Genomic DNA, 20,932 nt, shown 5'->3' with positions numbered 1-20,932 from the left:
GAAGAACAGAGGAGTCACTTGACTTTTCCTCGACCTCATTCATCGAATCTTTTCGACTCTTCAAGCACCTTGACCCTTCACACCCACGTCTCCACTATGGGAGCGCTCCCACTGGTTCAAGCCTTGACTTCTCCGAGCCGCAAGGAGGAACCAGCACATGGCACCGAGAAGGAGACGCCGGACTGCCCGGCGCTTATGGACGGCTGTCGTGGCCGCACTGGCCCTGCCGTTCACGATGCTGAGTACGGGTTCAACTCCCGCACAGGCAGCAGCAGTTCAGTGCAGCGTCGACTACAAGACCAACGACTGGGGCTCCGGCTTCACCACGGACGTGACGATCACCAACCGTGGTACGGACACCATCAGCGGCTGGACACTGACGTACGCCTACGCGGGCAACCAGAAGCTGTCCAACGGCTGGAACGGAACCTGGTCCCAGTCCGGTCAGAACATCACGGTGAAAGACGCCGGGTACAACGGGACCATCGCGGCCGGCGCCGCGGTCTCCACCGGCGCGCAGTTCAGCTACAGCGGCACCAACGCCGCGCCCACGTCCTTCGCGATCAACGGCACCGCGTGCGTCGGCGCCCACCAGCCGCCGATCACGGTGCTGACCAGCCCGGCCGCGGGGGCCGTCTACACCCAGGGCGACGCCGTCCCGCTCGCGGCGACCGCCGCGGCCGCGGACAACGCGACCATCAGCAAGGTGGAGTTCTACGACAACACCACGCTGCTGGGCACCGACACGACCGCGCCGTACTCTCTTTCGGTCTCAAGCTTGACCGTGGGCAGTCATTCACTGCTGGCGAAGGCGTACGACAGCCTGGGCGCGTCGGCGGAGTCGACCCCGGTCGGCATCACGGTCGCCTCGGGTCCCGCCGTGGTGGCCTCGACCACCCAACTCGCCGTCCAGCAAGGCAAGACGGCCACCTACGACATCAAGCTGTCGACCCAGCCGTCCGCCAACGTGACCGTCACGACGGCACGGGCGAGCGGCAACTCGGGCCTGTCCGTGACCGGCGGGGCTTCCCTGACCTTCACCCCGTCGAACTGGAACACGGCCCAGAAGGTGACCATCACCGCCGACTCCTCGGGCACCGGCGCGGCGACCTTCGAGTCGTCGGCCACGGGCCATGCGAAGGCGGCGGTGACGGTCACCCAGATCGCCGCGTCGAAGGAGTACGACGCCCGCTTCCTGGAGCTGTACGGGAAGATCACCAACCCGGCGAACGGCTACTTCTCCCCCGAGGGCATTCCCTACCACTCGGTGGAGACGCTGATCGTCGAGGCGCCCGACCACGGCCATGAGACCACGTCGGAGGCGTACAGCTACCTCCTGTGGCTCCAGGCCATGTACGGCAAGGTGACGGGCGACTGGTCCAAGTTCAACGGCGCCTGGGACCTCATGGAGAAGTACATGATCCCGACCCACGCCGACCAGCCGACCAACTCCTTCTACAACGCCTCCAAGCCGGCCACCTACGCGCCCGAGCTGGACACCCCGAACGAGTATCCGGCGAAGCTCGACTCGTCGGTCTCGGTCGGCTCCGACCCGATCGCGTCCGAGCTGAAGTCGGCGTACGGCACGGACGACATCTACGGCATGCACTGGCTCCAGGACGTCGACAACGTCTACGGCTACGGCAACGAGCCCGGCAAGTGCGAGGCGGGCCCGACGGCCACCGGACCGTCGTACATCAACACCTTCCAGCGCGGTGCGGAGGAGTCGGTGTGGGAGACGGTGCCGCAGCCGACCTGCGACGCCTTCAAGTACGGCGGCAAGAACGGCTACTTGGACCTGTTCACCGGTGACTCCTCCTACGCCAAGCAGTGGAAGTTCACCAACGCCCCGGACGCCGACGCGCGGGCCGTGCAGGCCGCGTACTGGGCGGATGTCTGGGCGAAGCAGCAGGGCAAGGGCAGCGACGTCTCCGCGACCGTGGGCAAGGCCGCGAAGATGGGCGACTACCTGCGCTACGCGATGTACGACAAGTACTTCAAGAAGATAGGGAATTGCGTCGGGCCGTCGGCCTGCGCGGCCGGCAGCGGCAAGAACTCCTCGATGTACCTGCTGTCCTGGTACTACGCGTGGGGCGGAGCGACGGACACCAGCGCCGGCTGGGCCTGGCGCATCGGTTCCAGCCACGCGCACAGCGGCTACCAGAACCCCCTGGCCGCCTACGCGCTCAGCTCGTTCGCCGACCTGAAGCCCAAGTCCTCGACGGGCGCGGCGGACTGGAACACCTCGCTCACCCGGCAGCTGGAGTTCTACCGCTGGCTGCAGTCGAACGAGGGCGCCATCGCGGGCGGTGCGACGAACAGCTGGGCGGGCCGCTACGCGACCCCGCCGGCCGGAAAGTCCACCTTCTACGGCATGTACTACGACCAGCAGCCCGTCTACCACGACCCGCCGTCCAACCAGTGGTTCGGCTTCCAGGCGTGGTCGATGGAGCGGGTGGCCGAGTACTACCAGCAGACGGGGAACGCGCAGGCCAAGGCCGTCCTCGACAAGTGGGTCGACTGGGCGCTGTCCAAGACCACGATCAACCCGGACGGCACCTACCAGATCCCCGCCACCCTCCAGTGGTCGGGCCAGCCCGACACCTGGAACGCGTCCAGCCCAGGCTCCAACAGCGGGCTGCACGTCACCGTCGCCGACTACACCAACGACGTGGGGGTGGCCGCCGCGTACGCCAAGACCCTGACGTACTACGCGGACCGCTCCGGTGACACCGAGGCCGCGACGACGGCGAAGAAGCTCCTCGACGGCATGTGGGGCAACTACCAGGACAGCCTGGGCGTCGCCGTGCCGGAGAACCGGGCGGACTACGACCGGTTCGACGACAGCGTCTACATCCCGTCCGGCTGGACCGGAACGATGCCGAACGGCGACGCGATCAGCTCCTCGTCCACCTTCGAGTCCATCAGGTCCTTCTACAAGAACGACCCGGCCTGGTCGAAGATCCAGGCGTATCTCGCGGGCGGCGCGGTGCCGTCGTTCACGTACCACCGTTTCTGGGCCCAGGCGGACATCGCCCTGGCCATGGGTTCGTACGCGGAGCTTCTCGAATAGCCCCGCCAGGCGCTCCGCCTGAGGAGCACCGCGTACCTGGTCCTGTCACCTGACGACGGGACCGACCGGCCGGGTGGCCCCTTCCCGCACTGGGGGCCGCCCGGCACCTCTCACACCGCACGGAAAGCGCTTACCCCCACCCTCCCCTCCCCGGCACGTCCCCTCCGTCCTCCCCCCTCCCCTCCACCCCCACATCCCGGAAAGGACACCTCCGTGCGAAGAACCCGCATCCTCACGGCCGTCCTCGCTCTCGCGGCCGGTCTGCTCGCGGGCACCCCGCCCGCGCTGGCGACCGACAGCGCGTCGCAGGTGACGCTCGCCGCGGACACGTACACCTGGAAGAACGCCCGCATCGACGGCGGCGGTTTCGTCCCCGGCATCGTCTTCAACCGCTCCGAGAAGAACCTCGCCTACGCCCGCACCGACATCGGTGGCGCCTACCGCTGGCAGGAGTCGAGCAGGACCTGGACGCCACTGCTGGACTCGGTCGGCTGGGACGACTGGGGGCACACGGGCGTGGTCAGCCTGGCCTCCGACGCGGTGAACCCGGACAAGGTGTACGCGGCCGTAGGGATGTACACCAACAGCTGGGACCCGAAGAACGGCGCGGTCCTGCGCTCCTCGGACCGCGGCGCGAGCTGGCAGAAGGCGGACCTGCCGTTCAAGCTGGGCGGCAACATGCCGGGCCGCGGCATGGGCGAGCGGCTCGCCGTCGACCCGAACAAGAACAGCGTGCTGTATCTGGGCGCGCCGAGCGGCAAGGGACTGTGGCGGTCCACGGACTCCGGCGCGAGCTGGTCGCAGGTCACCAACTTCCCCAACGTCGGCAACTACGTGCAGGACGCCGGTGACACCTCGGGCTACGCCAGCGACAACCAGGGCATCGTCTGGGTCACCTTCGACGAGAAGACGGGTACGTCCGGCAGCGCGACGCAGACGATCTACGTCGGGGTCGCCGACCTTCAGAACTCGGTGTACCGCTCGACGGACGGGGGCGCGACCTGGTCGCGGCTCGCCGGTCAGCCGACGGGATACCTGGCCCACAAGGGCGTGCTGGACGCGACGAACGGCTACCTCTATCTGGCCTACAGCGACAAGGGCGGCCCGTACGACGGCGGCAAGGGCCAGTTGTGGCGGTACGCGACGGCGACGGGCACCTGGACGAACATCAGCCCGGTGGCGGAGGCGGACACCTATTACGGCTTCAGCGGTGTGACGGTCGACCGCCGGCACCCGGGAACGCTGATGGCGACGGGCTACAGCTCCTGGTGGCCCGACACGCAGATCTTCCGCTCGACGGACAGCGGCGCGACGTGGACCCGGGCCTGGGACTACACCTCCTACCCCACCCGCTCGAACCGCTACACGATGGACGTCTCCAGCTCCCCCTGGCTGACCTGGGGCGCGAACCCCTCGCCTCCCGAACAGGCGCCGAAACTGGGGTGGATGACGGAGTCGCTGGAGATCGACCCGTTCAACTCGGACCGGATGATGTACGGGACGGGCGCGACGATCTACGGCACGGAGAACCTCACCAACTGGGACTCCGGGAGCCAGTTCACCATCAAGCCGATGGTGCAGGGCCTGGAGGAGACGGCGGTCAACGACCTCGCCGCTCCGCCGTCGGGCGGGGCGCAGTTGTTCAGTGCGCTGGGTGACATCGGCGGCTTCCGGCACACGGACCTCACCAAGGTCCCGTCGATGATGTACACCCAGCCGAACTTCACCACCACGACCAGCCTGGACTTCGCGGAGACCAACCCGAACACGGTCGTCCGGGTCGGCGACCTCGACGCGGGCCCGCACATCGCGTTCTCGACGGACAACGGCGCCAACTGGTTCGGCGGGACCGACCCTTCGGGCGTGAGCGGCGGCGGCACGGTCGCGGCGGCGGCGGACGGCAGCCGCTTCGTGTGGAGTCCGACGGGTGCGGGTGTGCAGTACACGACGGGCTTCGGTACGTCGTGGTCGGCTTCGTCGGGCATCCCGGCCGGCGCGATCGTGGAATCGGACCGAGTGGACCCGAAAACTTTCTACGGCTTCAAGTCGGGGAAGTTCTACGTCAGTTCGGACGGCGGAGCCACCTTCACGGCCTCCTCGGCCACCGGCCTCCCTTCCGGCGACAGCGTCCGCTTCAAGGCGCTGCCCGGCACGAAGGGGGACGTGTGGCTGGCGGGCGGCGCGAGTGACGGCGCGTACGGCCTGTGGCACTCGACGAACGGCGGAACGACGTTCACCAAGCTCGCCAACGTCGAGCAGGCCGACGCGATCGGCTTCGGCAAGGCGGCGACGGGTGCGTCGTACCAAACCCTGTACACCAGCGCGAAGATCGCGGGCGTCCGCGGCATCTTCCGCTCCACGGACCAGGGTTCGACCTGGACCCGCATCAACGACGACGCACACCAGTGGGGTTGGACGGGCGCAGCGATAACAGGCGACCCGAGGGTCTACGGCCGGGTCTACCTCTCGACCAACGGCCGAGGCGTCATCTACGGCGACACGAACAGCGGAGACAACGGTGGCGGCGGCACGGACCCGACCCCCACCGGCGCCTGCGCGGTGACCTACAAGATCACCAACCAGTGGTCGGGCGGCTTCCAGGCGGACGTCCAGCTCAGCAACACGGGCACGAGCGCCTGGACCGGCTGGTCCCTCCGCTGGACCTTCCCCAACGGCCAGACCATCGGCCAGCTCTGGAACGCCGACTACACCCAGTCGGGTTCGGCGGTGACCGCGAAGAACGTCGCGTGGAACGCCAACGTGGCGGCAGGCTCATCGGTGAGCTTCGGCTTCACGGGAAGCTGGTCGGGGACGAACGGCAAACCGACCGCGTTCAAGGTGGGTGACCAGAGCTGCGCGGTGAGTTGATCGCCCCCTGACGGGACGGGGCCCGCGCCTGGCCGGCGCGGGCCCCGTCCTACGTGCGCATCACGGTGTGTACACCGCCGGCCGAGGTGCCGTCGCCATCCCGTTGCCGATGAGGAAGCTCGGGTGGGGAGGCTGGTTGTACGCGGTGTTTTGCCAGGCCAGGCCCGTGCGGTACATCGTGTCGTGGAGCAGGGTCGTGATCTTTGTCGTTGTTTCGTACGGGGTTGAGTAGATGCGCAGCGCCGTGTTGTCCGTCGTCGGCCAGACGGCCTCCTCGCGCCAGTCGCCGAAGAGGTCGCCGGAGAGGGACGGGGTCGCCTTGGTGCCGTTGTTGGAGTGGACGGAGGCGGCGGTCAGGAGGCGGGTGTCGGACGTGGTGCCGTACTTGTCGATGTGGGTGCCGTCGAGGAGTTCGCGGGTGGTGTCGCCGTCCCACCAGGAGAGGAAGTTGACGGAGGAGGGTTCTCGGCCCTTCGTCGCGCCCGCTTCGTCGCGGAGGGAGGAGTCGGCGGCCGACCAGACCTCGGCTCCGTCGTTGCCCGCCCAGATGTCGCCCGCCACGCCTCGGCCGTTGTCGCAGCACGCGGCCAGGCTCCAGTTGACCGTGCCGTTCGCCGGGTTGATGTACAGCTCCGCCGGCTGGGAGGACGACTCGGAGACCTTGAAGTACTCCAGGCCCGGGTGCGAGGGGTCCAGGTCGCCCAGGTGCTGCGCGTCACCGTGCCCGGTCCTCGTGGTCCACAGCCCGTTGCCGTTGTCGTCCACCGCCATCGCCCCGTAGACGATCTCGTCCTTGCCGTCATTGTCGACGTCGCCGACGGACAGACTGTGCGAGCCCTGACCGTCGTAGCCCTTACCGGAGTTGGTGGAGGAGTTGGTGTCGAAGGTCCAGCGGCGGGTGAAGGCACCGCCTCGCCAGTCCCAGGCCGCGATGACCGTACGGGTGTAGTAGCCGCGGGCCATGATCAGGGAGGGGCGGGCGCCGTCCAGGTAGGCCGTGCCGGCGAGGAAGCGGTCCACGCGGTTGCCGTACGAGTCGCCCCAGGACGACACCGTCCCGCGCGCCGGGACGTAGTCCACCGTCCCCATGGCCTTGCCCGTCTGGCCGTTGAACATCGTCAGGTACTCGGGGCCGGACAGGACATAGCCGCTGGAGTTGCGGTGGTCGGCGGAGGAGCTGCCGATCACCGCGCCCGTGCCGTCGACCGTGCCGTCCGCCGTCTTCATGGCGACCTCGGCCTTGCCGTCGCCGTCGTAGTCGTACGCCTGGAACTGCGTGTAGTGGGCGCCGGAGCGGATGTTGCGGCCGAGGTCGATGCGCCACAGCCTGGTGCCGTCGAGCTTGATCCCGTCGAGGATCGTGTTGCCGGTGTAGCCGGACTGGGAGTTGTCCTTGGCGTTCGTGGGCTGCCACTTGAGGACGAAGTCCAGTGCGCCGTCGCCGTCGAGGTCGGCGACGGACGCGTCGTTGGCCTCGTAGGTGTAGGCGACGCCGTCGGGGGTGGTGCCCCCTGCCGGTGGGCTGATCGGGACGTCCTTGTAGCCGCTGCGGAACTGGATCGCGTGGACCGAGTCCGCCTGCTCCACGCCGCCGACGATCGCGCGGACCGTGTAGTCGGCCTGGGCGGGTGCGCCGGAGTGGAAGTAGTTCGTCGAGCCGGTGATCGGCGTGGAGTTGACCTTCGTACCGGCCCGGTAGACGTTGAAGGAGACGTCGCCCGGGTCGGTGCCGAGCCAGCGCCAGCTGACCAGGTTCCCGGCGTCGGTGTGGACGCTGACGACGCCCCGGTCGAGCTTCTCGACCTGCCGGGCGGTCGCCGCCTGCGCCGTTCCCGGGGCGGCGAGTTGGGTGAGCCCGGCGGCGACGAGCGCCGCGGCGACGCCCAGCGCGGGGAGTACGGCCCTTCGTCTGCGGTGCCTGTCGGACTGCGCATGAGGGTGCGGGTGCGGGTGCTGCACGAGACGTACCTCCTGAGAGGACGGACGGGTTTCCTTCCTGCGTCGCCGCCCGGCACCGGAAGGTTGCCGCTCATCCGGCGTATCGCGCCGCCAACTCCCTTGCCGTCGCGTCGAGTCGCTCGCGCAGCTCCGGCGGCTCCAGCACCTCGATGCCGGCACCCATCGACAGGAACTCACCGAGCGCGCGGTCCATCGACTCGATCGGCACCGTGGCCTGCCTCCAGCCGTCGCCGTCCACCGGCCCGTACGACGTCGCCCTCGCGTGCGTCACCCCCGGCGCCAGCCGGACCAACGCCTCCTCCCGGTACAGGCGTTCATGGAAATCACGCTGGTACGCGCTCCAGTACGCGGGCAGGTCGAAGTCGTCGGGGCGGCTGAACTCCTCGTCGGAGGTGGCGAGTTCGAGGATCTGGTCGACGCGGAACGTGCGCGGCCCCGGTCCCGCGACCACGTACCAACGGCCCGCCTTCAACACCAGCCCGTACGGCTCAAGGCGCCGCTCCACATCCGTCGGCCGGGCCCAGCGGCGGTACCGCACGTGCAGCACCCGCCCGTTCCAGACCGCGTCGGCCACCGCGGGCAGGTACGGCGCCTCGTCGGCCCGCGCGTACCAGCCGGGCGCGTCCAGGTGGAACCGCCCGCTGATCCGGTCGGCATGAGCACGCAGCTCCGCCGGCAGCGCGGCCCGCACCTTCAGCTGGGCGGCCGCCAGCACCGACCCCAGCCCCAGCTCGGCGGCCGGACCGGGGGCGCCCGCCAGGAAGAGGGCCTCCGCCTCGTCGGCGGTCAGGCCGGTCAGCCGGGTGCGGTAGCCGTCGAGGAGGCGGTAGCCACCGGCGTGACCCGCGTCGCCGTACAGCGGGACACCGGCCGCGCCCAGCGCCTCCACGTCCCGGTACACCGTGCGCACCGAGACCTCCAGCTCCTCGGCGAGCTGGGCGGCGGTCATCCGGCCCCGGGTCTGGAGCAGCAGGAGGATCGAGACGAGTCGGCTGGACTTCACTGACATAGGATGTCAGGGAAGTCGCCCTACCGTCCCTCCCATGAGCTTCACCGAGAAACTGCTGACCGTGCCGCCGCCCATCGAGGTCGCAGGCCGGCACATCAAGCGCTACCACGTCACCACCGACCCGTCCGGCATCGCGCCCGACGTCGAGAAGGCGGCGTACGAGATCCTCCCGGAGCTGCTGCCGGAGCCGGACGGCACGCCGCCCGCGACCTTCGTCGTGCTGCACCGGGGCGAGGACTCCGGCGCCTATCTCAACGCCTACAGCTGGGTCTGGGACAACGTGCTCCACTTCCGGGGCGCCGCGGCCGGGCAGCCGGCGCTGCGGTGCCCGGACACCGATCCGACCCACTTCGTCAAACCCGAACTGCCCTGGATCGGCTGCGTCTGGGAGCTGCCGCCGATCCTGCACGAACGGGACGCCTGGGTACGGCACCTGCTCGCACCCGAAGTCCCGGACCTTGACGCCTACTTGGCCGACTCGCTGCCCGCAGGAACCACAGGAGACCGCTCATGAGCAGCCCGCACGACTTCGACTTCCTCCACGGCGACTGGCAGGTGCTCAACCGCCGCCGCACCGGCTTCCTCGACCCGGACAGCGACTGGGAGGAGTTCCCCGCCACCAGCCGCTGTTGGCCGCTGTTCGACGGCGCCGCGAACGTCGACGAGATCGACATGCCGCACCTGGCCGCCAAGGGGGCGACCCTGCGGCTGTTCGACCGGGAGAGCCGGCTGTGGTCGCTCAACTGGGCGTCCAGCCGCACCGGCACGCTGTTCCCGCCGGTCGTCGGTCGATTCACCGAGGGACGCGGGGAGTTCTACGGCGACGACAGGCACGACGGCAAGGACGTACGGGTGCGGTTCGTCTGGTCCGGCGTCTCCGACACCGGCGCCCGCTGGGAGCAGGCGTTCTCGCTCGACGGCGGGGAGACCTGGCTGACCAACTGGGTCATGGAGTTCACCCGGGCTTCCTGAACGCCCGCAGCGAGAAGACGGGGTCGGCGCGCGGCCGGTCCTGGTCGGGCAGGGCCTGAAGGCGTACGGCGAGTTCCTCGGTGCGCGGGTCGCCGGGCGGCAGCATGGTGAACCAGCCGCGCCGCAGGTCGGCGGCGGTCCGCCGGGGGCTGCGGCCCTGCCCGAGGCCGGTGAAACGGGCCCGCCCGGCGGCGACCAGGCCCTGCGCGGCGGCGTACGACTCCACGCGGCGCGCGGCGTCCGGGGCGGGCCGGCGCGGGCGCGGGGCGAGGACCGCGTCGATGTCGCTGCCGACGTCGTGCGCGGCGGCCTTGTCGACGGTGGTGACGTACACGCCGCCGGGCCGCAGCACCCGGGCGCACTCGGCGACGATGCTGCGGGCGTCGTCCGGGTCGTGGATGAGGTGCAGCAGCCACACGCTCGTCACCGCGTCGAACACCCCGTCGGGGAACGGCAGTCGGCGGCTGTCACCGAGCACGATCGCGCCGGGCAGCCGCACCGCGGCCATCCGGGCCATGCCGTACGTCAGGTCGGCGCCCGTCACCCGCAGCGCGGGCCGCGCGGTCGCGAACCGGCGGGTGACGATGCCGGTGCCGCAGGCCACGTCGAGGAGGCGGCGGGCGTCCGGCGGGACCAGGCCGAGCACCGCGTCGGCGGCCGCGGCGGCGCGGGGTTCACCGCCGCGGGTGGCGTCGTAGGCGTCGGCTTCCTTGTCGTAGTCCAGCACGCCGTCACTGGGCTCCGTGCCCGGGGGCGAGCGCCGCCACCCGCTGGGCCAGCTCGAAGTCCTTCTCGGTGACGGCGCCGCCGACACTGTGGGTGTTCACGCTCAGGGCGACCGTGTTGTAACCGAGGGTGAGGTCGGAGTGGTGGTCGAGCTCCTCCTGGACCTGGGCGATGTGGACGACCATCGCGGTGGCCGCGAAGTGCGAGGGCAGCCGGTAGGAACAGGTGAGGCGGTCACCGTCGGCCGACCAACCCGGCAGTTCCGCGAGCCGGTCCTCGATCTCCTTCTGCGACAGCGGTTCCACGGCCATGTCGCCGCTCCTTCCTGGACTGCGGGTGCGGTGGGGGTGTTCTCTCAGCGTGCCACAGGCGGACCGCGGAAGTCCTGGTCAGAAGGGGCTCCGCCCTCCGGTCACGTCGGATTTCTCTTCGCGGGCGTCCCCCGGCTTCGTCTACGGTCGTCCTATGACCACCACCACTGCCGACGACCGGGCCGTGGGCCCGCTGCTGCGGGCCTGGCGGGAGCAGCGCCGGGTCAGTCAGCTGGAGCTGGCGTTGCGGGCCGACTCCTCCGCGCGGCACATCAGCTTCATCGAGACGGGGCGTTCGCGGCCGAGCGAGGAGATGGTGCTGCGGCTGGCGGAGCATCTGGACGTGCCGGTCCGGGAGCGCAACGCGCTGCTGCTGGCGGCCGGTTACGCCCCGCACTACTCGGAGACCCCGCTGGCCGCCCCCGAGCTCGACGCCCTGCGGGACGGCATCGAGCGGCTCATCCAGGGCTACGAGCCGTACCCGGCACTGGTGTTGGACGCCATGTACAACGTGGTCGCCGCCAACCGCGGCATCCTGATGCTGCTCGACGACATCCCGGAGTCGTTGCTCGCACCCCCGCTCAACGCCATGCGGCTGACCCTGCACCCGGAGGGCATGGCGCCCCGCATCCGCAACCTGCGGGCCTGGCGCGGGCATCTCCTGGAACAGATGGAGCGGCAGATCGCCCTGCGCCGCTCGGAGCCGCTGCGGGCGCTGTACGAGGAGGTGGCGGCGTATCCGCTCGCCCACGAGGACGACGACGGCGAGGAGCCGGAGGCGCCCGCGTACTTCGCGCTGCCGATGCGGATCGAGCACGAGGGCCGGGTGCTGTCGTTCGTCTCGTCCATCTCCACCTTCAACACCCCCATGGACGTGACCGTCGCCGAGCTGGCCATCGAGACGTTCCTCCCGGCCGACCCGGCGACGGTCAAGTACCTTCAGGGGTTCGTCTCCTGACGCGCCCTCAGGGCGGCGTACTGGAGTGCGGCGAACCCGGCGACGGTGAGGGCCTGGAGGACGGTCCACACCGCACCCGCGGTGCTCGGCGAGAGCCACAGCGCCAACGCGACACAACTCAGGACCGCCCAGGCGAGGTTGGCCTCGACGACGGCACGGACCGGCAGTGCGGCCGGACGGGGACGCGAGGCGAGCCATGCGACACCGGCCGCGTACAGCACCAGGAACGCGCCGAGTTCGAGCAGAAGTGTCGACCCGACGCCGAGGAACCGGCCGAGCGGTCCGGACGCGGCGAGGTAGGCGAGGCCGTTCGCGCCCGTGACCAGCGTGTCCAGGGCGAGGAAGCGGCGCAGCGCGGTGTGCGGGTCGGAGGTGCGGGCGAGGGCGGACAACTGGGCTGCGGACATGGCGAATCAGCCTCCGTCGAGGTAGGTGCGCGACACGGGAGAGGGGAACCCGGGTTCCGGACCGGAGTGCGCCGCCCCGGAACCCGGTGACTCCACCCTCCCGCGCCCGCCCTGAACGGTCGATTACACGCGGGGTAATTGCGTCGCCCACGCGCCGGCCGGCGCCTTTCACCGCCTCGCGTGGCGAGCGCTCGCCCGCGCGCGGACCGGCGCCCCCACCGCCCCGCGTGGCGAGCGCCTCACCTCCGATCACGTGAGACTGACAGCGGAACATGACACACTGCCCCGGATACTTCGGCGCGTAGGGGAGGCGTGGCGTGAGTGAGCGGCGGCCTGCGCCCACGGTGGGTCAGGTGGTGCTCGGCAAGCGGCTCCAGGAGCTGCGGGAGGCGGCCGGGCTGAAGCGCGAGGAGGCCGCGAAGGTCCTGCGCGTGGCTCCGGCGACCGTGCGGCGCATGGAGATGGCCGAGGTCGCCCTGAAGATCCCCTACGTGCAGCTGCTGTTGTCGACGTACGGCGTCTCCGAGGAGGAGACGGACGCGTTCGTCGCGCTGGCCGAGGAGGCGAACCAGCCGGGCTGGTGGCAGCGGTTCCACGACGTGCTGCCGGACTGGTTCAGCCTGTACGTGAGCCTGGAGGGCGCGGCCCGCATCATCCGCTCCTACGAGCCGCACTTCGTGCCGGGCCTGCTCCAGACCGAGGCGTACGCGCGTGCCGTGATGGAGGCGGGGACGATCGCGCAGGCCGGCCCGGACACCGTCGAGCGGCATGTGGCCCTGCGGATGACCCGCCAGCAGCTCCTGGAGCGCCCCGACCCGCCCCACCTGTGGGTGATCATGGACGAGACGGTGCTGGCCCGGCCGGTCGGCCACGGCGGCGAGGTCATGCGGGAGCAGCTGGACAAGCTGCTGGAGTTCGCCGAGCGCGACCGGATCACGCTGCAGATAGCCGAGTTCGCCGCGGGCCCGCACCCGGGGACGTACGCCCCCTTCTCCCTCTTCCGCTTCGCCGAGCCCGAACTGCCCGACATGGCGTTCACCGAGTACCTGACCGGCGCCCTGTATCTGGACTCCCGCAAGGAGGTCTCCCTGCATCTGGAGGTCCTGGACCACATGACGGCGCGCGCCGCGTCGGCCGAGCGCACCAAGAAGATCCTCAGGGAACGTCGCGCCACCTATTGAGCCCTTCGAGCACCGAGGAGACACCGCCGCATGACCGGACCGGAAGCCGCGCCCACCATCCTCGACACCACCCGGCCGCATCCGGCCCGCGTGTACGACTGGTGGCTCGGCGGCAAGGACAACTACCCGGTGGACGAGGAGCTGGCCCGCCGGATCCTCGCCTCGGACGGCACGGTGGTGCGCGGGGCGCGCGCCAACCGCCGGTTCATGCACCGGGCGGTCCGGACGGCCGCCGAGGCGGGCATCCGCCAGTTCCTCGACATCGGCACCGGCATCCCGACCGAACCGAACCTCCACCAGGTCGCCCAGGAGGTCGCCCCGGACGCGCGCGTCGTGTACGTCGACAACGACCCGATCGTCCTGCGCCACGCCCAGGCCCTCCTGCACAGCACCGCCGAGGGCGCCACGAACTACGTGCACGCCGATGTCCGCGACCCGGACACCATCCTGCGCCTGGCCGCGGACACCCTGGACTTCTCGCGGCCCGTCGCCCTGTCCCTGGTGGCGCTCACCCACTACCTCGGCGAGGACCCGGACGGCGACGACGTGTACGGCCTGCTGGAGCGGTACACCGCCGAGCTCGCCCCCGGCAGCTACGTGATCCTCTCCCAGGTCACCCCCGACCTGAGCCCGGAGGCCGTCGGGAAGGCCGCCGAGCACTTCCGGGCGAGCGGTACGCCGTTCCACCCGCGCTCGCTGCCCGAGTTCTCGCGCTTCTTTTCCGGTCTGGAGCTGCTCGGCCCGGGCGTGATCCCGGTGACCGGCTGGCGTCCGGAGCCCGTCGACGTCGAGGCTCAGGCCGAAGGCGTCGTACCGGTCTACGCGGGGGTCGCCCGCAAGCCCTGACCCGTCGTACGCGTACCCGTACGGGTGCCGTGAACAGGTGCGTTCCCGCCCTCGCCCCTAGCTTCGAAAGCACGGGCAAGCAAGGGAGCGCATGTGACCGACACCCAGACACCGCCCACCGAGCCGGGTGCGGCGCTGCTGAAGGCCGGGCGTTTCTTCCGGCCCGGCGTGCCCGCACCGGACCTGCACAGCATCGAGCTGAGCGGCGGGCGCGAGGCGGACGCCTTCTACCGGGACCGGTGGAGCCACGACAAGGTCGTGAACTCCACCCACGGGGTGAACTGCACGGGTTCCTGCCGGTGGAAGGTGTATGTCAAGGACGGCATCATCACCTGGGAGACCCAGCAGACCGACTACCCGAGCGTCGGCCCGGACCGCCCCGAGTACGAGCCGCGCGGCTGCCCCCGGGGCGCCGCGTTCTCCTGGTACACGTACTCCCCCACCCGGGTGCGCTACCCGTACGTCCGCGGGGTCCTGCTGGACCTGTACCGCGAGGCGCTCGCGAGGACCGGCGACCCGGTGCTGGCCTGGGCGGACATCCAGAACGACCCCGAGCGCCGCCGCCGCTACCAGCAGGCCCGCGGCAAGGGCGGCCTGGTCCGGGCGACCTGGGACGAGGCGGTCGAGATCGTCGCCGCGGCACACGTCCACACGATCAAGACGTACGGCCCCGACCGCATCGCCGGCTTCTCGCCCATCCCGGCGATGTCGATGGTGTCGCACGCGGCCGGAGCGCGCTTCCATTCGCTGATCGGCGCGCCCATGCTGTCGTTCTACGACTGGTACGCCGACCTTCCCGTCGCCTCCCCGCAGGTCTTCGGCGACCAGACGGACGTCCCGGAGTCGGGCGACTGGTGGGACGCCGCGTATCTGATGATGTGGGGCTCGAACGTCCCGGTGACCCGCACCCCGGACGCGCACTGGATGGCGGAGGCCCGCTATCGGGGCCAGAAGGTGGTCGTGGTCGCCCCGGACTACGCGGACAACGCCAAGTTCGCCGACGAGTGGCTGCACCCGCACCCCGGCACGGACGGGGCGCTGGCCCTGGCGATGGGGCACGTCGTCCTCAAGGAGTTCTTCGTCGACCGTGAGACACCGTTCTTCACGGACTACGTCAAGCGGTTCACCGACCTGCCGTTCCTGGTCACCCTCACCGAGAAGGACGGCGCGCTCGTCCCCGCGAAGTTCCTGCGCGCCACCGATCTCGGCCAGGAGGGCGAGGGCGCGGAGTGGAAGACGGTCGTACTGGACGCGGCGAGCGGCCGCGCGGTCGTTCCGAACGGCTCCCTGGGCTTCCGCTGGACCGAGTCGGGCAAGGGCCGCTGGAACCTCGAACTCGGCCCGATCGAACCGACGTTGACCCTGCACGGCCAGAACATCGCGAGCGGCGTCGAGGTCCTGCTCCCCCGCTTCGACACCGAGGGCGGCGAGCACGGCCAGGGCCGCGGCGACGTCGTACGCCGTGGTGTACCGGCCACCCGGCTCGGTGGTCCGGACGGTCCGCTGGTGACGACCGTGTACGACCTGCTGCTCGCCCAGTACGGCATCGAGCGCCCCGATCTGCCGGGCAGTTGGCCCGCCTCCTACGAGGACGCCGAGGCGCCCGGCACCCCGGCCTGGCAGGAGGTGCACACGTCCGTTCCCGCCGCCAAGTGCGTCAAGATCGCCCGGGAGTTCGCGCGGACCGCCGAGCGCTCCAAGGGCCGCTGCATGATCCTGATGGGCGCGGGCACCAACCACTGGTTCCACTCCGAGACCATCTACCGCGCCTTCCTGGCCCTGCTCCAGCTCACCGGCTGCCAGGGCCGCAACGGCGGCGGCTGGGCGCACTACGTCGGCCAGGAGAAGTGCCGCCCGGTCACCGGCTGGGCGACGCTGGCCGCCGCGTCGGACTGGTCGCGGCCACCGCGGCAGATGATCGGGACGGCGTACTGGTTCCTCAACACCGATCAGTGGCGCTACGACCACTTCACCGCCGACGTGCTGTCGTCGCCGCTCGGCGAGGGGCGGTTCAAGGGCATGACGGGCGCCGACTGCCTCGCCCTGTCGGCGCGTTCGGGCTGGATGCCGTCGTACCCGACCTTCGACCGCAACCCCCTGGAGCTGGGCGAGGCGTTCGGCGACCCGGTGGCGAAGGCGGTGGCCGAACTCCGCGCGGGCACCCTCAACTTCGCCTGCGAGGACCCGGACGCCCCGGAGAACTGGCCGCGCGTGCTGACGCTGTGGCGGGCCAACCTGCTCGGCTCGTCGGCGAAGGGCGCCGAGTACTTCACCCGGCATCTGCTGGGCACGCACTCGTCGTTGAGCGCCCAGGAGGCCGAGCCGCACGAACGCCCCCGGGACGTGACCTGGCGGGACGAAGCCCCCGAGGGCAAGCTCGACCTGCTGCTGTCGCTGGACTTCCGGCAGACCTCGTCGACGCTGCTGTCGGACGTCGTCCTGCCGGCGGCGACCTGGTACGAGAAGCACGACCTGTCGTCCACCGACATGCACCCCTACGTGCACTCCTTCACCCCGGCCGTGGACCCGCCCTGGCAGGCCCGCACCGACTTCGACACCTTCAGGGCGCTGGCCGACCGGCTCAGCGAGATGGCGGTCCTGCATCTGGGCACCCGCAAGGACCTGGTGGCGTCGCCGTTGCAGCACGACACCCCGGGCGAGACCGCCCAGCCCGGCGGGGTGGTCCTGGACTGGAAACGCGGCGAGTGCGACCCGGTACCCGGGAAGACGATGCCGAACCTGACGGTCGTCGAGCGGGACTACACGATGATCGGCGCCAAGTTCCGGGCCCTCGGCCCGCTGGTCGAGCAACTGGGCCTGCCCTGCAAGGGCATCGCCCTCGAACCGGACGAAGAGGTCCGGCACCTGGCCGAGTTGAACGGCACCGGCTACGCGGGCCGTCCCTCGATCGACACCGCCGTGAAGGCCGCGAACACCATCCTCGCCCTGTCCGGCACCACCAACGGCCGCCTCGCCACCCAGGGTTTCCACACCCTGGAGGCGCGCACCGGGCAGGAGATGGCCCACCTGGCCGCCGAGCACGAGGGCAAGCGGATCACGTACGCCGACACCCAGGCGGCGCCCGTCCCGGTCATCACCTCACCGGAGTGGTCGGGCAGCGAGTCCGGTGGCCGCAGGTACACGGCGTTCACGCTCAACACCGAGCACCTCAAGCCCTGGCACACCCTCACCGGCCGCCAGCACTTCTTCCTCGACCACGACTGGATCCACGAGCTGGGCGAGGCGCTCCCGGTCTACCGGCCGCCCCTCGACATGAACAGGCTGTTCGGCGAACCACAGCTGGGCCCGGACGGACAGCGTGAGGTGACGGTCCGTTACCTCACCCCGCACAACAAGTGGTCCATCCACTCCGAGTACCAGGACAACCTGTTCATGCTCGCCCTCTCCCGCGGCGGCCAGTCCATCTGGATGTCCCCGCAGGACGCCGACGCCATCGGCGTCGAGGACGACGACTGGATCGAGGCCGTCAACCGCAACGGCGTGGTCGTGGCCCGCGCGATCGTCTCGCACCGGATGCCGGCCGGCACGGTCTACATGCACCACGCGCAGGAGCGCACGGTCAACGTGCCGACGACGGAGGCCACCGGCAAGCGCGGCGGCATCCACAACTCGCTGACCCGGCTGATCCTCAAGCCGTCCCATCTCATCGGCGGCTACGCCCAGTTGAGCTGGGCGTTCAACTACCTGGGCCCCACGGGCAACCAGCGCGACGAGGTGACGGTCATCCGCCGCCGCAGCCAGGAGGTCGAGTACTGACATGCCCCGTGACGAAGTCACTATTGGACGCTGCATGGCTCAGATCGCGATGGTCATGAACCTCGACAAGTGCATCGGCTGCCACACCTGCTCGGTGACCTGCAAGCAAGCGTGGACCAACCGGCAGGGCATGGAGTACGTCTGGTTCAACAACGTCGAGACCCGCCCCGGGCAGGGCTATCCACGCCGCTACGAGGACCAGGAGAAGTGGCGCGGCGGCTGGGAGCTCAACAGACGGGGCGCGCTGAAGCTCAAGGCGGGCGGCCGCTTCCACAAGCTCCTCGGCATCTTCTCCAACCCCAGGCTCCCGGAGATCAAGGACTACTACGAGCCCTGGACCTACGACTACAAGAACCTCACCGACGCCCCGCTCGGCGACGACTTCCCGGTGGCCCGGCCGGTGTCGCAGATCGACGGCAAGCCGATGAAGATCGAGTGGTCGTCGAACTGGGACGACAACCTCGCGGGCGCCCCCGCCTACGGCGACCTCGACCCGATGGTCGAGCGCACCCGGCAACAGGCAGCGGAGAAGGTGAAGTTCGAGTTCGAGCAGACCTTCATGTTCTATCTGCCGCGCATCTGCGAGCACTGCCTCAACCCGTCCTGCGTCGCCTCGTGCCCGTCCGGCGCGATGTACAAGAGGGCGGAGGACGGCATCGTCCTGGTCGACCAGGACCACTGCCGGGGCTGGCGGATGTGCGTGACCGGCTGCCCCTACAAGAAGGTCTACTTCAACCACCGCACCGGCAAGGCCGAGAAGTGCACGCTCTGCTACCCGCGCGTCGAGGTGGGGCTGCCGACGGTCTGCTCGGAGACCTGCGTGGGCCGTCTGCGCTATCTCGGCGTGATCCTCTACGACGCCGACAAGGTGACGGCCGCGGCCTCCACACCCGACGAACAGGGCCTGTACGAGGCCCAGTTGGGAGTCTTCCTCGACCCGGACGATCCCGCGGTGCAGCGGGCGGCCGAGGCGGCGGGGATCCCGTACGACTGGATGGAGGCGGCCCGCCGCTCCCCCGTGCGCGCGCTGATCAGCAAGTACAAGGTCGCCCTGCCGCTGCATCCCGAGTACCGCACGATGCCGATGGTCTGGTACATCCCGCCGCTGTCGCCGGTCGTGGACGCGCTGACGGAGACCGGGCACGACGGTGAGGACGCGGGCAACCTCTTCGGCGCGATCGACACGCTCCGCATCCCGCTGGAGTACCTCGCCGAGGTCTTCACCGCGGGCGACACCGCGCCCGTGCGGGCGTCCCTGGAGAAGCTCGCCGCGATGCGCGCCCACATGCGCGCCATCAACCTCGGCGAGGACCCCGACCCCGCCGTCACCGAGGCGGTGGGCATGAAGCCCGCCGAGATCGAGGAGATGTACCGGCTGCTGGCGATCGCCAAGTACGAGGACCGGTACGTCATCCCGACCGCCGCCGTGGGCGACGCCCGCCGTCTGGAGGAGTCGGCGCTGCCGGAGGGGTGCAGCCTCGAGTACGAGGGCGGGCCCGGCATGGGCGGCGACGGGCCGTTCGGCCAGGACTCCGGGCAGCGCAAGCTGCTGCCGGTGGTGTCCGTGGAGAACTTCCACGGACTGCGCCGCCGCCAGACGTCCGACGACCCCGCCGACGCCGAGGAGGTCTGATGCCGTCGTACGCCGTGCTGTACCAGGCAGCAGCGCTCTGTCTGACGTACCCCGACGACGACTTCCGCGCCCGGCTGCCGCTGCTGCGCGAAGCGGCCCCGCAGCTGCGGGAGTTCACGGACCACGCGGCGGTGACCCCGGCGCAGGAACTGGCCGCGCACTACGTCCAGGTCTTCGACTTCAAGAACCGGCACAGCCTGTACCTGAGTTGGTGGCAGGACGGGGACACCCGGCGGCGCGGCATGTCGCTGGTCCGCTTCAAGGACGTCTACCGGGCCGCCGGTCTCGAATTCACCGGCGAGGAGCTGCCCGACTTCCTGCCCGCGGTGCTGGAGTTCGCGTCCCGCACCGGAAACACCGACCTGCTCACCGAGCACCGGGACGGCCTGGAGCAGTTGCGCTCCCGGCTCACCGCCTTCGGGACCCCGTACGCGTCCGTCCTGGACGCCGTATGCGCCATACTGCCGACCCGCACCGGGGTGCGCTGATGACCACACTCCTCTGGGGCGTGCTGCCGTACGTCGCCATCGCCCTGCTCGTCGCCGGACTCGTCTGGCGCTACCGCTACGACAAGTTCGGCTGGACGACGCGCAGTTCACAGGTCTACGAGTCGAAGCTGCTCGACATCGCCTCCCCGGCCTTCCACTACGGCATCCTCTTCGTGCTGGCCGGGCACGTCGTGGGGCTGTTCATCCCGATGTCGTGGACCGACAAGGTCGGGATCAGCGAGCACACGTACCACCTGTTCTCGCTCTACGGCGGCACCGCGGCCGGTGTCCTCACCGTCGCCGGGATCCTGCTGCTCGTCTACCGCCGTCGGACGCGGGCCCCCGTCTTCCGCGCGACCACCGCCAACGACAAGCTCATGTACCTGGTACTGCTCGGCGCGATCGCGCTGGGCATGATCGCCAAACTCACCCACGCCTCCGGCGACGGCTACAACTACCGTGAGTCCGTCGCCCCTTGGGCCCGCAGCCTGTTCACCCTCCAGCCGGACATCGACCGCATGCACGGGGTACCGGTGCTGTACCAGGTCCACGCGGTGATCGGGATGGCCCTGATCGCGTTCGTGCCGTACAGCAGGCTGGTCCATATGTTCAGCGCGCCGGTGCGGTACCTGTTCCGGCCGTACATCGTGTACCGCAGCCGCGACCCCAGACAGCTGGGGCCGCGTCCGGAGCGGCGGGGCTGGGAGAAGACGGGGTCATAGGG

At 70.1% G+C, this 20,932-nt stretch carries 16 protein-coding genes; 11 read left to right on the top strand and 5 right to left on the bottom strand.

Going from position 1 to position 20,932, the window contains the following annotated elements; translation table 11 throughout:
• Positions 1-157: 157 nt before the first annotated feature.
• Positions 158-3,073: a glycoside hydrolase family 48 protein gene (locus EJC51_RS38245; protein WP_126275248.1), complete on the top strand. Its 2,916-nt coding sequence runs from the start codon at positions 158-160 to the stop codon at positions 3,071-3,073.
• A 213-nt stretch (positions 3,074-3,286) separates the two neighbouring features.
• Entirely contained in the window at positions 3,287-5,941 is a 2,655-nt protein-coding gene (locus EJC51_RS38240) for a cellulose binding domain-containing protein (RefSeq protein ID WP_126275247.1), read from the top strand.
• Positions 5,942-6,001: 60 nt separating this feature from the next.
• Here the strand turns inward: EJC51_RS38240 and EJC51_RS38235 are convergent, their stop codons facing one another.
• Both EJC51_RS38235 and EJC51_RS38230 read right to left on the bottom strand, forming a co-directional pair.
• Positions 6,002-7,900 (bottom strand): rhamnogalacturonan lyase, encoded by a 1,899-nt coding sequence (locus EJC51_RS38235; protein ID WP_126275246.1) that lies wholly within the window; start codon positions 7,898-7,900, stop codon positions 6,002-6,004.
• 70 nt (positions 7,901-7,970) lie between these two features.
• The gene (locus EJC51_RS38230; RefSeq protein ID WP_126275245.1) at positions 7,971-8,903 is read right to left on the bottom strand and encodes a helix-turn-helix transcriptional regulator; all 933 of its coding nucleotides are present in this window, start codon (positions 8,901-8,903) and stop codon (positions 7,971-7,973) included.
• Between the two features lie 40 nt (positions 8,904-8,943).
• On the opposite strand from EJC51_RS38230, the gene EJC51_RS38225 reads away from it, so the two are divergent.
• Both EJC51_RS38225 and EJC51_RS38220 read left to right on the top strand, forming a co-directional pair.
• Positions 8,944-9,423 carry a hypothetical protein gene (locus tag EJC51_RS38225; RefSeq protein WP_126275244.1) on the top strand — a complete coding sequence of 160 codons (480 nt, stop codon included), beginning with the start codon at positions 8,944-8,946 and terminating at the stop codon, positions 9,421-9,423.
• The gene (locus EJC51_RS38220) at positions 9,420-9,881 is read left to right on the top strand and encodes a hypothetical protein (protein WP_126275243.1); all 462 of its coding nucleotides are present in this window, start codon (positions 9,420-9,422) and stop codon (positions 9,879-9,881) included. Before EJC51_RS38225 ends, EJC51_RS38220 begins: the two co-directional genes overlap by 4 nt.
• Here the strand turns inward: EJC51_RS38220 and EJC51_RS38215 are convergent.
• Both EJC51_RS38215 and EJC51_RS38210 read right to left on the bottom strand, forming a co-directional pair.
• A complete protein-coding gene (locus EJC51_RS38215) occupies positions 9,865-10,608 on the bottom strand; it encodes a class I SAM-dependent methyltransferase (RefSeq protein ID WP_126275242.1) in 744 nt (247 codons plus the stop codon). The genes EJC51_RS38220 and EJC51_RS38215 overlap by 17 nt on opposite strands.
• Before the next feature lie 4 nt (positions 10,609-10,612).
• Positions 10,613-10,918, bottom strand: coding sequence for a 4a-hydroxytetrahydrobiopterin dehydratase (locus tag EJC51_RS38210; protein ID WP_126275241.1), 306 nt, complete (start codon positions 10,916-10,918; stop codon positions 10,613-10,615).
• Positions 10,919-11,072: 154 nt separating this feature from the next.
• On the opposite strand from EJC51_RS38210, the gene EJC51_RS38205 reads away from it, so the two are divergent.
• Positions 11,073-11,876: a helix-turn-helix domain-containing protein gene (locus EJC51_RS38205; RefSeq protein ID WP_126275240.1), complete on the top strand. Its 804-nt coding sequence runs from the start codon at positions 11,073-11,075 to the stop codon at positions 11,874-11,876.
• On the opposite strand, the gene EJC51_RS38200 is transcribed toward EJC51_RS38205, so the two are convergent.
• Positions 11,858-12,283, bottom strand: a complete 426-nt coding sequence (locus tag EJC51_RS38200; RefSeq protein ID WP_126275239.1) for a hypothetical protein — start codon at positions 12,281-12,283, stop codon at positions 11,858-11,860. The two genes, EJC51_RS38205 and EJC51_RS38200, sit on opposite strands and share 19 nt — an antisense overlap.
• A gap of 317 nt (positions 12,284-12,600) precedes the next feature.
• On the opposite strand from EJC51_RS38200, the gene EJC51_RS38195 reads away from it, so the two are divergent.
• The 6 genes from EJC51_RS38195 (at position 12,601) to narI (ending at position 20,930) form a co-directional block, all read left to right on the top strand.
• Positions 12,601-13,464 carry a helix-turn-helix domain-containing protein gene (locus EJC51_RS38195; RefSeq protein WP_126275238.1) on the top strand — a complete coding sequence of 288 codons (864 nt, stop codon included), beginning with the start codon at positions 12,601-12,603 and terminating at the stop codon, positions 13,462-13,464.
• Positions 13,465-13,494: 30 nt separating this feature from the next.
• On the top strand, positions 13,495-14,310 hold the full coding sequence (locus tag EJC51_RS38190; RefSeq protein WP_126275237.1) for an SAM-dependent methyltransferase: 816 nt from the start codon (positions 13,495-13,497) through the stop codon (positions 14,308-14,310).
• Positions 14,311-14,403: 93 nt separating this feature from the next.
• A complete protein-coding gene (locus EJC51_RS38185) occupies positions 14,404-18,087 on the top strand; it encodes a nitrate reductase subunit alpha (protein ID WP_126275236.1) in 3,684 nt (1,227 codons plus the stop codon).
• Positions 18,088-18,121: 34 nt separating this feature from the next.
• Positions 18,122-19,720, top strand: coding sequence for a nitrate reductase subunit beta (gene narH / locus EJC51_RS38180; RefSeq protein WP_126275235.1), 1,599 nt, complete (start codon positions 18,122-18,124; stop codon positions 19,718-19,720).
• The gene (gene narJ / locus EJC51_RS38175) at positions 19,720-20,208 is read left to right on the top strand and encodes a nitrate reductase molybdenum cofactor assembly chaperone (protein WP_126275234.1); all 489 of its coding nucleotides are present in this window, start codon (positions 19,720-19,722) and stop codon (positions 20,206-20,208) included. The genes narH and narJ overlap by 1 nt, the downstream gene beginning before the upstream one ends.
• A complete protein-coding gene (gene narI, locus EJC51_RS38170) occupies positions 20,208-20,930 on the top strand; it encodes a respiratory nitrate reductase subunit gamma (RefSeq protein WP_126275233.1) in 723 nt (240 codons plus the stop codon). Before narJ ends, narI begins: the two co-directional genes overlap by 1 nt.
• Positions 20,931-20,932: the final 2 nt, after the last annotated feature.

It is taken from the genome of Streptomyces aquilus (assembly GCF_003955715.1).
In the GTDB taxonomy this organism is placed as follows: domain Bacteria; phylum Actinomycetota; class Actinomycetes; order Streptomycetales; family Streptomycetaceae; genus Streptomyces; species Streptomyces aquilus.
The sequence above is the reverse complement of the archived record's forward strand: the minus strand, read 5'-3'. Positions and strand labels throughout refer to the sequence as shown.

Excerpts from the sequence above, each read along its gene's own strand:
- EJC51_RS38245 (WP_126275248.1), top strand. The coding sequence starts at position 158 with ATGGCACCGAGAAGGAGACGCCGGACTGCCCGGCGCTTATGGACGGCT.
- EJC51_RS38225 (WP_126275244.1), top strand. The coding sequence starts at position 8,944 with ATGAGCTTCACCGAGAAACTGCTGACCGTGCCGCCGCCCATCGAGGTC.
- EJC51_RS38220 (WP_126275243.1), top strand. The coding sequence starts at position 9,420 with ATGAGCAGCCCGCACGACTTCGACTTCCTCCACGGCGACTGGCAGGTG.
- EJC51_RS38210 (WP_126275241.1), bottom strand. The coding sequence starts at position 10,918 with ATGGCCGTGGAACCGCTGTCGCAGAAGGAGATCGAGGACCGGCTCGCG.
- EJC51_RS38205 (WP_126275240.1), top strand. The coding sequence starts at position 11,073 with ATGACCACCACCACTGCCGACGACCGGGCCGTGGGCCCGCTGCTGCGG.
- EJC51_RS38200 (WP_126275239.1), bottom strand. The coding sequence starts at position 12,283 with ATGTCCGCAGCCCAGTTGTCCGCCCTCGCCCGCACCTCCGACCCGCAC.
- EJC51_RS38190 (WP_126275237.1), top strand. The coding sequence starts at position 13,495 with ATGACCGGACCGGAAGCCGCGCCCACCATCCTCGACACCACCCGGCCG.
- narH (WP_126275235.1), top strand. The coding sequence starts at position 18,122 with ATGGCTCAGATCGCGATGGTCATGAACCTCGACAAGTGCATCGGCTGC.
- narJ (WP_126275234.1), top strand. The coding sequence starts at position 19,720 with ATGCCGTCGTACGCCGTGCTGTACCAGGCAGCAGCGCTCTGTCTGACG.
- narI (WP_126275233.1), top strand. The coding sequence starts at position 20,208 with ATGACCACACTCCTCTGGGGCGTGCTGCCGTACGTCGCCATCGCCCTG.